Origin of the sequence: Pseudomaricurvus albidus (assembly GCF_018863235.1) — a bacterium.
GTDB lineage: Bacteria > Pseudomonadota > Gammaproteobacteria > Pseudomonadales > Cellvibrionaceae > Pseudomaricurvus > Pseudomaricurvus albidus.
The window spans coordinates 132,503-145,508 of the sequence record NZ_JAHKRS010000012.1; the positions used below are offsets into that span (position 1 = coordinate 132,503).

General features: G+C 50.9%; 9 protein-coding genes. 8 read left to right on the forward strand and 1 reads right to left on the reverse strand.

What is annotated here, in order from left to right; translation table 11 throughout:
• Positions 1-76 precede the first annotated feature (76 nt).
• The 8 genes from KOI40_RS16875 (at position 77) to KOI40_RS16910 (ending at position 12,772) form a co-directional block, all read left to right on the forward strand.
• Complete coding sequence (locus KOI40_RS16875) at positions 77-862, forward strand: amidohydrolase (protein WP_216098719.1); 786 nt, start codon at positions 77-79, stop codon at positions 860-862.
• Between the two features lie 141 nt (positions 863-1,003).
• Positions 1,004-2,128, forward strand: a complete 1,125-nt coding sequence (locus tag KOI40_RS16880; protein WP_216098720.1) for an aminotransferase class V-fold PLP-dependent enzyme — start codon at positions 1,004-1,006, stop codon at positions 2,126-2,128.
• 164 nt (positions 2,129-2,292) lie between these two features.
• On the forward strand, positions 2,293-6,246 hold the full coding sequence (gene putA / locus KOI40_RS16885; RefSeq protein ID WP_233710352.1) for a bifunctional proline dehydrogenase/L-glutamate gamma-semialdehyde dehydrogenase PutA: 3,954 nt from the start codon (positions 2,293-2,295) through the stop codon (positions 6,244-6,246).
• 258 nt (positions 6,247-6,504) lie between these two features.
• A complete protein-coding gene (gene queA, locus KOI40_RS16890) occupies positions 6,505-7,569 on the forward strand; it encodes a tRNA preQ1(34) S-adenosylmethionine ribosyltransferase-isomerase QueA (RefSeq protein ID WP_216098721.1) in 1,065 nt (354 codons plus the stop codon).
• 61 nt (positions 7,570-7,630) lie between these two features.
• A complete protein-coding gene (gene tgt / locus KOI40_RS16895) occupies positions 7,631-8,743 on the forward strand; it encodes a tRNA guanosine(34) transglycosylase Tgt (protein ID WP_216098734.1) in 1,113 nt (370 codons plus the stop codon).
• A gap of 175 nt (positions 8,744-8,918) precedes the next feature.
• The gene (secD, locus tag KOI40_RS16900; RefSeq protein WP_216098722.1) at positions 8,919-10,793 is read left to right on the forward strand and encodes a protein translocase subunit SecD; all 1,875 of its coding nucleotides are present in this window, start codon (positions 8,919-8,921) and stop codon (positions 10,791-10,793) included.
• Between the two features lie 121 nt (positions 10,794-10,914).
• Complete coding sequence (gene secF / locus KOI40_RS16905; RefSeq protein ID WP_216098723.1) at positions 10,915-11,838, forward strand: protein translocase subunit SecF; 924 nt, start codon at positions 10,915-10,917, stop codon at positions 11,836-11,838.
• 559 nt (positions 11,839-12,397) lie between these two features.
• Entirely contained in the window at positions 12,398-12,772 is a 375-nt protein-coding gene (locus tag KOI40_RS16910; protein ID WP_216098724.1) for an acyl-CoA thioesterase, read from the forward strand.
• Here the strand turns inward: KOI40_RS16910 and KOI40_RS16915 are convergent.
• Positions 12,769-13,006 (reverse strand): hypothetical protein (locus KOI40_RS16915; protein WP_216098725.1); only part of this gene is annotated, 238 nt, incomplete at its 5' end. The two genes, KOI40_RS16910 and KOI40_RS16915, sit on opposite strands and share 4 nt — an antisense overlap.

The following is a 13,006-nucleotide window of genomic DNA, read 5'->3' on the forward strand; positions in this document are numbered from 1 at the left end:
TTGCCCTTTTGCGGTGCGAGGGTTTAGTCTACTCTCACTTAAAAAATACACCCATTTCCAGAGAGGATTACCCGTTATGCCTCAGCAAGATCTTCGTGTCAGCGTGGTACAGAATACATTGGCGTGGCAAGACCCGGAGTCCAACCGTTCCCGTTTTGGGGAGATGATTCTGAATGACACCAAGAATGCAGATCTGGTGGTGTTGCCAGAAATGTTTACCGCTGGTTTCAGCATGGATTCCAAAAAGGTCGCCGAGCCGGCTGACGGTGACACATTGATCTGGATGGAAGAGATGGCAAGGGCGACCGGTGCCGTCATCACCGGCAGTTATGCTGTCGCCGATGAAAAGGGGGGGCTACCCTTTAACAGGTTGGTGTGGATGCGTCCGGACGGAAGTTATGAAACTTACAACAAGCGCCATTTGTTCCGGATGGCGGGTGAGGATGCCCGGTATCAGGCGGGCAGCGAACGGATTATTGTTGAGCTGAAAGGCTGGCGGGTGTGTCCATTGATTTGCTACGACCTGCGTTTTCCGGTTTGGTGTCGGAATCGCAATGACTATGATCTTCTGGTGTTTGTGGCCAATTGGCCGGCAGCACGCTCTTTTCCCTGGTCTCATTTGCTCAAGGCCCGGGCCATTGAAAACCTGGCCTGCGTTGTCGGCGTTAATCGAGTGGGCGAAGATGGCAACGGCCATGCCTATTCCGGTGACAGCATTGTGCTGGATGCCAAAGGCAAGGCGCTTGTGGTACCGGGTTCGGACAGAGGTGTTTTCAGCGCCACGTTATCTGCCGAAGAACTGAACGCTTTCAGAGAGAAGTTTCCTGCGCATCTGGATGCTGATGACTTTGAGTTGCTTTGAATGTTGTCGGTGAGTCTGATTGTTGGCCTGTCCGGAGCAGGCTGAATGTTCCGGAAACTGGTGGGTAGGTAGATTCCCTTAGGGTATCGAGTACAATACGCGCATCTGAATGAACCTTTGATTTAAATAGAGAGAGTTGCCATGTCTGGTTTACTGCCTGATGTTGACCCTGATGGGTTGCTGGAATATTCCGTCGTTTTTACTGATCGCTCCCTGAACCATATGTCTCAGGCGTTTCAGCAGGTCATGCGTGATATTTCCGGTACATTGAAGAGCGTGTATAACGCTGACGCTGTAGCGGTGGTACCCGGAGGAGGCACCTACGGGATGGAAGCCGTTGCGCGCCAATTTGCGACCAACCAGAAGTGTCTGGTGATCCGCAATGGCTGGTTTAGCTTCCGTTGGAGCCAGATTCTTGAAATGGGTCAAATCAGCTCTGAGGTCAGTGTCTTAAAAGCGGCACCGGTAGATGATAGTGCTCAGGCGGCTTTTGCTCCTGCACCTATTGAAACGGTCGTTCAGACCATCGCTGACGAAAAACCTCAAATTGTCTTTGCCCCGCACGTGGAAACCGCTTCCGGTATGTTACTGCCGGATGACTACATCAAGGCCATGGCGGATGCCGTACACGCCGTAGGTGGCCTGTTTGTCCTCGATTGCATTGCATCCGGCACTCTGTGGGTTGATATGAAGGCCCTGGGGGTAGATATCCTGATCAGTGCGCCGCAGAAGGGCTGGAGTGCATCCCCTTGTGCCGGCCTGGTGATGCTGGGTGAAGAAGCATTAAAGCGCATTGAGTCAACGACCAGTACCAGTTTTGCCTGCGACCTCAAGAAATGGCTGCAAATCATGCAGGCCTATGAAAACGGTGGCCATGCTTACCACGCCACCATGCCTACGGACGCACTGACCAAGTTTCGCGATACCATGAAAGAGTCAGAAAAGCTGGGCTTTGACAAACTCAAGAAACAACAGATTGAACTCGGACGTCGTGTGCGCGATCTATTGTCCGAGAAAGGCTTTAATAGCGTGGCCGCGAAAGGATTTGAAGCGCCGGGGGTAGTCGTAAGTTACACCGTCGATGCCGATATTCACACGGGCAAGGCGTTCTTGGCTCAGGGTTTACAGGTTGCAGCGGGTGTTCCCTTGCAGTGTGACGAGCCAGCAGATTACCAGACATTCCGTATTGGTCTTTTTGGGCTCGATAAATTGGCTAATATCGACCGAACCGTTGCTTATCTGGATGAAGCTCTGGCAAAGGTGTAATCAGAGCCATTTTCCAATTTGAATGAAATGCGCGCCAAAAGCCCCTCTCTGAGAGATCAGACAGGGGCTTTTTTTGTTTTTGGAAAACAGACTGCTTATATCGAATCTGCTGGGGCAATTGTTAGCTATAGTTCAGCATAGAGGCACAGGAGAAAGTTGCTTATATGTCTGATATGTGGAAAAAAGCGATATCCAACCCAGAAGTTCCTTTCGTATTCGGTGGTGATGAGAAGGCGTTCTTTCAGCGTCTGTTTCACGACCAAGGTCCTCTGGCAGAAGCCCGCAGAAGGGTGAATGACTACTACCGAAGAGATGAGGTCGATGTGGTCAAGCATCTGCTGGAGAGTTTCGACATGACTGAAGAGTCACGTGTACGTGTCGAAGCGCAGGCACGCCACTGGGTCGAGCACATCCGCGAATCGTCCTCTTTAAATTCACATGTTGATGAGTTCCTCAATGAGTTTTCCCTGTCGACGGATGAGGGCGTAGCCTTAATGTGTCTCGCGGAGGCACTGTTACGCGTGCCAGACAGCTACACGATGGATCGCCTGATTTGCGATAAGTTGTCGGGAGGTAACTGGTCCTCCCATTTGGGGCAGCGCGAATCCTTTTTTGTGAATGCCTCTACCTGGGGATTACTGTTAACCGGAAAGTTTACCGCCTACACCGCCCCGGAGGACTTGTCCTGTGAGGCAGTCGGGGATCAGGTGCAGTCCTTCTGGCATCACACGCTAACCACTACTTTAAGGCGTTTAGGGGCACCGGTCATTCGGGCGGCGTTACGGACTGCCATGCAGGTGATGGGAACTCACTTTGTGGTGGGTAAAAACATGGCCGACGCTTTGGAGAGAGGAAAGCAGTTGGAGGCCAAAGGCTATCGTTTTTCCTACGATATGCTGGGAGAGGGCGCACGAAATCAGGCTGATGCCGAGCGCTACTGGCAAAGATATCGGGATGCCATTGAGCTGTTAGGGAAGGAGGAGACCAAAAACAGTTCTTATGATGGGGCGAATCCGGTTGCCAGTTCGGGTATCTCAGTGAAATTGTCAGCCCTGCATCCCCGATATCAATTGGCCCAGCGCTCCAGAGTAATGGAAGAACTGGTGCCGAAGTTAAAGCAATTGGTGCTTCTGGCTAAACATCACAATATTGGCCTGACTGTCGATGCGGAAGAGGCAAACCGGCTGGATTTGTCCCTCGATATTTTTGAGCAAGTATTTAAGGACCCTGATCTGGATGGTTGGCAAGGGCTTGGTCTGGCGATACAGGCGTATCAGAAGAGGGCGCTGGTATTGATTGACTGGGCTCTGGCATTGGCTCAGCAGGTTGAACGAAAAATAGTGATTCGTCTGGTGAAAGGCGCCTATTGGGATTCTGAAATCAAATGGAGTCAGGAGTCCGGATACAGCGATTACCCGGTATTTACCCGAAAGGCAGCAACGGATGTTTCCTATCAGGTGTGTGCACAAAAACTGTTGTCGTACAGGTCACACCTGTACCCACAATTTGCAACCCATAACGCTTATACGGTAGCAACCATTCTGGAAATGGATCGTGTATGCAGCAATTCAAACACGAGTTCCGCTTCAAAGGATGGCTATCGTAAAGGTTATGAGTTTCAGCGTTTGCACGGCATGGGGGAAAGTCTTTATCAGCAGGTCATGAAAGAAGAATCTGTCGCTTGCAGAGTCTACGCGCCCGTCGGTGAACACGCTGACTTGCTGGCCTATCTGGTTCGCAGGTTACTCGAGAACGGTGCCAACAGTTCATTCGTCAATCGCCTGCTGAATGCTCACATCTCGGTCGAAGCCTTGCTGGAAGACCCGTTAGACGTATTGGCCGCTACTCCAGAATTGCGTCATCCCGACATACCCCTACCGGAAGATCTTTATCGGTTTAAAGAGCTTTCTCATGGTCGGCAAAACTCCCGGGGCGTTGATCTGAGTAATGCCACGGAACTGCTTGAACTGGAATCAAATTTACACCAATGGTGGCAGCAGGAATCGGGAGCTATGCAGAGTGATTCGAAGGTCACTCTGGATGATTCCGTCACCATTGAAACCAAGTTGTCTCGCGCACAAGAGGCTTTCAATGAGTGGTCTCAAAAACCGGTTAAGGCGCGGGCCGAACTCTTTCGGCGATTGGCGGAAGCCTTTGAAGAAAATCGCAGTCATTTAATTGGCCTGTGCATTAAAGAAGCGGGTAAAACCATTGCCGATGGTGTCGCAGAAGTGAGAGAGGCCATTGATTTTTGTCGTTATTATGCTGACGAGGCCGAAACCTTAATGGCTCATAATGGCGTTCAGCCCCTTGGTGTCATGTTGTGCATCAGTCCATGGAATTTTCCCTTGGCAATTTTTCTCGGGCAGCTGTCCGGAGCCTTGCTGGTAGGGAATACGGTGTTGGCAAAACCGGCAGAACAAACCCGGCGCATGGCTTTAAAGGTCACCAGCATGATGTCTGAATGTGGTTTTCCTCAGGATGTTTTACAAATCATTATTGCGCCGGGAATGCTGGTTGGAGAGCAGCTGTTGCCTGACGAGCGTATTCAGGGGGTTTTGTTTACCGGCTCCACGGCGACAGGCCAGTGGCTGGCTCATGCTCTGGCCAATCGTCCGGATACCGATATTCCTTTGATCGCCGAAACCGGTGGGCAAAATGCCATGATCGTGGACTCGACCGCGTTACCGGAACAGGTTGTGGACGATGTGCTGACGTCGGGTTTTTACAGTGCGGGACAGCGCTGCTCATCGTTAAGAGTTTTATTCCTGCAAGAAGATATTGCCGATCCCCTGATCACGATGTTGAGTGGTGCAATGAAAGAATTGACGATCGGTGATCCGGCGTTACTGTCAACCGATATCGGTCCCGTTATTGATGGTAAGGCACTCGATAGGCTTCACAGACACTGTGCTTACCTGGACAGCTTTGCACCCGATCGACAGTTGTTGGACTCAGCGAGGCTGCAGGCGGGAATGAAAACCGATATGCATACACAGTCCTGGGCGAAACCGCTGTACTGTTGTGATCTACCTGAGGGGTTGGAAGGGACGTTTTTCGCGCCCCGGTTGTATGAAATCTCAGACTTGTCAGTTTTGGTGGAAGAGGTTTTTGGGCCTGTCGTGCATGTCATACGCTACGCTGCCGAAGATTTGGATGAGGTTATAGAGGAAATCAACAGGCTGGGGTACGGGTTGACACTGGGTATCCACTCTCGGGTGGAATCTGTAGCCGAGTACGTGGCAAGTAAAGCCAAGGTCGGTAATGTCTACGTCAACCGCAATATGATTGGTGCTGTTGTCGGCGTACAGCCATTTGGTGGGCGCGGGCTTTCCGGTACCGGGCCGAAAGCCGGAGGCTCTCATTACCTGAAGCGGCTGGTGAAGTTTTCTAATAATCCCCGCGATGAAGCACATGAATTCCATCTTCGGGAATTTGAAGAATTGGCAACGGTGTGTATGGAAAATACCAGCATCGCACCACGGCTGTCTGTCTTTCGAGAGTGCATCAGGCACTGGCAAGGTCAGACGGAGGAATGGATACAGTCTTTGATGACAGATGCACTACCGGAGTTACGCCAGTTAAATGAGTTAATCAGCTGTGGTTTTCTGAATTGTGAAATCCTCAATGGCCCGGTCGGCGAACTCAATCAGGTCATCCTCGAGCCGAAAGGTCGTGTAGCCGTTGTGATGGGGGAGGAGGCCAGCTTTAAAGATGCTGTGGTCAGTACTATGTCTGCATTGATGGCCGGTTGTGATGTGACGGTGGTGGCAGATTCCGTACATCAGGCCCGGTTTGAGGCTCTGCTTTCGTTCTGGCTGGAAGGCGTCGCGAATGAAACGACCGAAAACGTTTCTTTTCCTTCGCTGCAACTGGAGCCTCTTTCAGATTTGCAATCAATTTGTATGAACTCCGGAATTGAGGCGGTGGTCATCATTGGTTCCCGAGCACTGAGAAAATCCGTGCAGCAATGGCTGGTTCAGCGGGGGGCGGGCATGATAGCGCTGATCGGCTGTGACCCTCTGGAGCAGCGTTTACTGCGGTTCACTGACGAAAAGACAATTACGATCAATGTCTCGGCTGTCGGTGGGGATGCTTCATTGATGTCACTCTCGTGAAGAGGCTAAAAATTAAACAATTCATGAAAGCAGTGAAACCGCTGACGGACTGATCTTGGGGGGTGGCTGAGCTTTTGGTCGAGTTGGACGTCATGGGGGATAGCTGTGTCTGGCTCCTTTATATCCGTTTGGGAGACGTCAGAGGCTCTGGTAACCCCGCCTGTGGCCAGGTTTTTGATGGCAATCATGGCCTCAGAGGCCGTTTTCCTATACCCTTGCACCCCTTGAATTCAGTGGCCTCAGAAGTATCTTCCTGCTATGCGTCGTCAGGACTTTTTCTATCAACTCCCCGACGAGCTGATTGCTCGTCATCCCGCTCCCGAACGTCGGGGCAGCCGTTTGCTGCGCCTCGATGGTGAGAGCGGCTCCATTCAACATGGTCAATTTCCGGATCTGATCAACTGGCTAAATCCCGGTGATCTGATGGTGTTTAACAACACCCGGGTAATCCCGGCCCGGGTATTTGGCCAGAAGCCCACAGGCGGGCAAGTAGAAGTGCTGGTAGAACGGGTGATCGATGGTCACCGTGTACTGGCTCATACGCGAGCGAGTAAATCTCCGAAAGTCGGTACCGCCATCATCCTTGAAGATGGTACCGAGTTGATCGTGGTTGCACGTCATGAAGCGCTGTTTGAACTGAAGTTTCCGGCCGATCAGCCAGTGCTTGAAGTACTGGAGCGCATTGGTCATATGCCCTTGCCGCCATATATCGATCGTGATGATGTCGGTGATGACCGCGAACGTTATCAGACCGTATACAGCGATCAGAGTAAAAAGGGAGCCGTTGCGGCACCCACAGCCGGCCTGCATTTTGACGATCAGTTGCTGGAACAGCTCAAAAGCAAAGGCGTTCGCATGGCGTTTGTGACATTGCATGTGGGGGCAGGTACTTTTCAGCCGGTGCGTGTTGATAACATCAAAGAACACCAGATGCACAGCGAGATTATGGAGCTGGATGCAGAAGTCTGTGACTTGGTGAAAGAAACCAAAGCCGCCGGTGGCCGTGTCATTGCTGTAGGAACCACCAGTGTTCGCTGTTTGGAAACTGCGGCTCAGAACGGTGAGCTAAGCCCGTATCAAGGCGAAACCAACATCTTTATATACCCCAGTTATCAATATCAGGTTGTGGATGCGTTGGTGACGAATTTTCACCTCCCCGAATCCACCTTGTTGATGCTGGTATCTGCTTTTGCCGGTTATCGCAACACCATGGCGGCCTACGATGAGGCCGTCGCTGAACGCTACCGTTTCTTTAGCTATGGCGATGCCATGTTCATTACCCGCAACCCCAATGCGACTACTGAGGAAATTTCCAGTGAGTGACGCTGACATCAACACAGCTGAAGATAATTTACCCTCCGGAGATACCCCGCGAGAGTGTTTTATGGATTTCGAGCTGGATACTACCGAAGGCAAGGCCCGTCGAGGCCGTTTGAAATTCCCTCGCGGCGTAGTGGAAACTCCGGCTTTTATGCCAGTGGGCACCTATGGCACCGTCAAAGGCATGTTGCCTCGTGATATCGAAGAGATCGGTGCTCATATCATTCTCGGTAATACCTTTCATTTGATGCTGCGCCCCGGCACCGAAGTGGTCAAGGCCCACGGTGATCTGCACGATTTTATGCAATGGCAAGGCCCGATTCTGACGGATTCCGGTGGTTTTCAGGTATTCAGCCTGGGGAAAATGCGCAAGATCACCGAGCAGGGTGTTACTTTCCAGTCGCCGATTAATGGCAGCAAGGTGGAGCTGAATCCTGAAATTGCCATGCAGGTTCAGCGAGATCTGGGGTCCGATATCGTCATGATCTTTGACGAATGTACCCCTTATCCGGCGACAGAAAAAGAAGCCCGCGATTCCATGGAGTTGTCCCTGCGTTGGGCCAAGCGCAGTAAAGATGCCCACGGAGATAATCCCTCTGCGTTGTTTGGTATTGTGCAGGGCGGTATGTATGAGCACCTGCGCAGTGAGTCTCTGCAAGGTCTGAGCGAGATAGGATTTGATGGCTACGCCATAGGCGGTCTGTCAGTCGGTGAACCGAAAGAAGATATGATCCGCGTATTGGATCATTTAACGCAAGAAATGCCCGCGGACAAACCTCGCTATCTGATGGGAGTTGGCAAGCCGGCGGATATTGTGGAAGCTGTGCGCCGCGGTATTGATATGTTTGACTGCGTCATGCCGACACGTAACGCCCGGAATGGTCACTTATTCACCAGTGAAGGCGTGATTAAAATCCGCAATGCCAAGCATCGTCACGATACCGGTCCTCTGGATGCTGAGTGTGATTGCCATACCTGTACAAATTTTAGTCGCAGTTATCTGCACCATCTGGACAAGTGCGGCGAAATTCTTGGGGCGCAACTCAACACCATTCACAATCTGCGTTTTTATCAGAATGTGATGTCAGGACTGCGCTCGGCAATTGCGGAACATCGTTTGGATGATTATCTGCAAGAATTCTACGGTAAGCAGGGGCTGGAAGTACCACCGCTGTAACTTGCACAGGGCAAACTGGGTAACCAGTAATACACGCAGACAATCGGGTAAAGCATTGTAAATTTTCAAGCTGCCCATATGTCTTGGTAATCCGACTGTATAAAGTGTCGGGTTTATCAAAATAAAAGAACACAATTCAGACAAGCTAGGCACATATCGCCATTTGGAACTTCATATGTTGAATCGTTACCCTTTATGGAAATACCTGCTGATCCTGATTATCGCCACTATTGGTGTGATCTACGCAGCGCCCAATTTGTATGAACCCGATCCTGCTGTGCAGATTTCCGGACAGTCCGGCGCGACAGTGATTGATGAGCGCACGCTGAGTATGGCGACCAAGGCGCTGGACGAAGCGGGCATTAAATACTTTGGGGAGGAGTCCAACGGTAAAAGTGCGTTGCTGCGTCTGGAAAACCTGGACCAGCAGTTATCAGCCAAGAAGGTTATCCAGCAGAAGCTGGGTTACAACTATGTCGTGGCTTTGAACCTGGCGCCAACCACTCCAGAGTGGTTGCGTAGTTTCGGTGCCGAGCCCATGAAGCTGGGGCTTGATCTGGCTGGGGGTGTTCACTTTTTGCTGGAAGTGGACACAAAGTCGGCCATCGCCAAGCGTCTTGAGTCTACTGTCAGCGAGATGAAGAGCAAGCTTCGCACTGCCAAGCTTCGTTATCAGTCTGTTCGTTTGGGGGATGACAACGTCATTACCGCCTCTTTTAAAACAGCCGAAGTTCGTGACAGTGCCAGCAATGAAATTCGTTCCGAGTTTCCTAATTTGACCCGTGAAAGTGTCGATGAGCCTAATCGGTTCCTGATCGTTATGACCATGTCTGAGCAGGCCGTGAGCGAAATCGAAGATTATGCCGTCAGTCAGAACCTGACAACCCTGCGTAATCGGGTGAATGAGCTGGGTGTATCAGAGCCCATTGTTCAGCGTCAGGGCAGAAACCGTATTGTGGTTGAGCTGCCCGGTGTCCAGGATACTGCAGAAGCCAAACGTGTTATTGGCAAGACGGCAAATCTGGAATTCCGCCTGGAGGCGAAACCTTCTGAGTTGGTGACAAGAAAAGAGGCTTTCCCGTTCCGCAGCGAGCTGGATCAGCGTCGTTTTGGTGATGCTTTCCTGGAAAGAAATTTGATTATTTCCGGGGATCATGTAGCGAATGCCAAATCCAGCTTTGACAGCCAGACCAGTCAGCCGCAAGTGAATATCACTCTGGACAGTTTTGGTGGTACCAAAATGCACCGTGCAACGCGCAGTAATGTCGGGCGTCGCATGGGAGTGCTGTTCATCGAATATAAAACCCAGATGGATTACAAGGTGAACGAGGCCGGTGAGCAGATTGCCATCCCGACTCAGATCATCGAGAAGAAGATCATCAGTCTGGCAACCATCCAGAGCGCCTTGGGTGTTCAGTTCCGGATTACCGGTCTGGATAACACCGCTGAAGCTTCGGAACTGGCCCTGTTGCTGCGTGCCGGTGCCCTGGCCGCACCTATGTATTTTGTTGAAGAGCGCACCATTGGCCCATCATTGGGGGCCGAAAATATTGGTGTCGGTGTTAAGTCGGCTCAAATCGGTCTGGCCCTGGTGCTGGTCTTTATGCTGCTTTACTACCGGGTCTTTGGTTTGGCCGCTAACATCGCTCTGGCTCTCAATATCGTCTTGCTGATTGCCTGCATGTCGATTCTGGGTGCAACCCTGACCCTTCCGGGTATTGCCGGTATTGTCCTGACAGTCGGTATGGCCGTTGATGCCAACGTGTTGATCTTCTCCAGGATTAAAGAAGAGATAGCCAATGGTTTGCCGCCGCAATCGGCGATCAATTCCGGTTTTGATCGGGCGTTCACGACCATTCTGGATGCCAACATCACCACTCTAATTGTGGCGGTCATTCTTTATGCCATCGGTTCTGGCCCGGTGCAGGGGTTTGCGGTGACCTTGTCCATCGGTATTCTGACCTCTATGTTTACTGCGATCATGGGTACTCGCGCGCTGGTGAACCTGATTTATGGTGGCCGTCGCAGAGTCGAGAAATTGTGGATTTAAGCGAGAGTGTCCGCAGTGGGGTTGTCGGGTTTCATACAACTCCGGACCTTTATACAACCCAGACCTTTATACAATTAGAGTCATGATGTCGCACAGGCGGCACTCAAACGGATAAGTAAAGATGTCAAAAGAAGCGAAAATTTATAATTTCATGGGGCAGCGCAAGCTTGCGGCAGGCCTCTCCATCCTGATGCTGATTGTGGCGCTGGGCTCTCTGGTGGTGAATGGCTTGCAGTTTGGCCTCGACTTTACCGGCGGCACCCAGATCGAAGTCGGCTACGAAAAACCTGCGAACCTGCAGGATATTCGCGATCGTCTGGAAAATGCCGGTTTCGAAGGTGCTGTAGTGGTGTTCTTTGGTGAGGAGACCGATGTCCTGATTCGTCTTCAGCGAGGATTCGAGCCGGGGCTAGGGGATGAGATTCTGGCGGCGCTCAAAAAGGACACGGCATCGGAGATGAGTGTTCGACGGGTTGAGTTTGTTGGGCCTCAGGTGGGTGAAGAGCTGAAGAATGACGGCGGAATTGGCATGTTGTTCGCACTGGCTGTGGTTATGCTCTACGTTGCCATGCGATTCCAGTACAAGTTCTCGGTAGGTGCTGTAGCTGCGTTGATTCACGACGTGATCATTGTCCTTGGGGTGTTCTCTGTATTCCATCTGGACTTTGATCTCACTGTGCTGGCTGCGGTATTGGCGGTTATCGGTTACTCGTTAAATGACACCATTGTTGTATTTGACCGTATTCGTGAAAACTTCCGCAAGCTTCGTGGCGAAACCCCCGCTGAGGTGATTAACGGCTCCTTGACCCAAACTCTGGATCGGACCCTGATTACGTCAGGCACCACGATTATGGTGTTGCTCGCGCTCTTCTATTTTGGCGGGGAGATGATTCACGGCTTCGCGACAGCTCTGCTGATTGGTATTTTTGTGGGTACCTATTCTTCGATCTACGTGGCCAGTAACGTTCTTTTGAGCATGAACATCTCCAAAGAAGACCTGATGCCTCCCGTGAAAGAGGGTGAAGACCTGGACGAGGTTCCCTGATCACTTTCACAGACCTTCACCCATTCTGACACCGTCAGATTGGACTCAAAAACGCCTCTGTTCAGAGGCGTTTTTTGTTTGAATTACTGAATTTCCAATTACCTCATTTCACACCTTTGGAGACGCTTCAGCTGGCGTTACGGAGGTGCATGTCACACATAATTTCCTTTCAGTCCGTTATTAGAACCTTTATGTCCGAAATGGGGCACTTTTTTTTGATGCTGCTATTAGGGGAATTTAACGTCGATTTATTGTTGGCTTTAAATGGCCTGGATCGCCCTGAATACCGCTGATTATCATGTTTTTTCAGGTCGGCACATAAAAATTTATCACGCATCGTACTGGTGCGGCCAAAAGCATCATATTGGAGCATGGTTCTATCTTGGGGCATTTGGTACGTAGAAACCCCGAAAAAACGGCCTGATTTTCTGGCACGCCACTTGCTATAAATAACAGTGTAAGAGCTAAATTATAAATATAACGTTTCACTCCAGGCGAAACCCGTCTCAGTCGGGCAGTGAGAAACTGAGATTACCTTTTAGATTTATGGAGAAATGTTATGAAGTTTTATTCCAGACGTGTCATTAAGCCCAATGACTTAAACCCATCAAACGTGCTGTTTGGCGGTGCGCTACTGAGCTGGATTGATGAAGAGGCTGCGATTTTTGCCGCCTGCCAAATGAAGACCCAGCGTCTGGTTACAAAATTTATCTCTGAAATTAATTTTACCAGCTCCGCCCGAAGCGGGGATGTTATTGAATTTGGTCTGTCTGTTGCACATGTAGGGCGGACGTCATTAACAGTGAAGTGTGTGGTGCGTAACAAGGTAACGCATGAGTCGATCATTGAAATCGACAAGATGGTGTTTGTAGCAATGAGTGAGGAGGGTGTGCCTGAGCCTCACGGTGCTGCGACCGAGTCAGTTGCTGCTTAACGGTTACTGTTGATTAGGAATTCTCTGAGCTTGCGCCCTGTACGCAGGGCCTTTTTTAAGAATACAGCTGTGGCGGTGTAGACGCCGACACAGAAACGACTCTCTCTGAGCTTGCGCCCTGTTCGCAGGGCCTTTTTTAGGAATACAGCTGTGCCGGTGCAGACGCCGACACAGAAACGACTCTCTCTGAGCTTGCGCCCTGTTCGCAGGGCCTTTTTTAAGAATACAGCTGTG

Excerpts from the sequence above, each read along its gene's own strand:
- KOI40_RS16875 (WP_216098719.1), top strand. The coding sequence starts at position 77 with ATGCCTCAGCAAGATCTTCGTGTCAGCGTGGTACAGAATACATTGGCG.
- KOI40_RS16880 (WP_216098720.1), top strand. The coding sequence starts at position 1,004 with ATGTCTGGTTTACTGCCTGATGTTGACCCTGATGGGTTGCTGGAATAT.
- putA (WP_233710352.1), top strand. The coding sequence starts at position 2,293 with ATGTCTGATATGTGGAAAAAAGCGATATCCAACCCAGAAGTTCCTTTC.
- queA (WP_216098721.1), top strand. The coding sequence starts at position 6,505 with ATGCGTCGTCAGGACTTTTTCTATCAACTCCCCGACGAGCTGATTGCT.
- tgt (WP_216098734.1), top strand. The coding sequence starts at position 7,631 with ATGGATTTCGAGCTGGATACTACCGAAGGCAAGGCCCGTCGAGGCCGT.
- secD (WP_216098722.1), top strand. The coding sequence starts at position 8,919 with ATGTTGAATCGTTACCCTTTATGGAAATACCTGCTGATCCTGATTATC.
- secF (WP_216098723.1), top strand. The coding sequence starts at position 10,915 with ATGTCAAAAGAAGCGAAAATTTATAATTTCATGGGGCAGCGCAAGCTT.
- KOI40_RS16910 (WP_216098724.1), top strand. The coding sequence starts at position 12,398 with ATGAAGTTTTATTCCAGACGTGTCATTAAGCCCAATGACTTAAACCCA.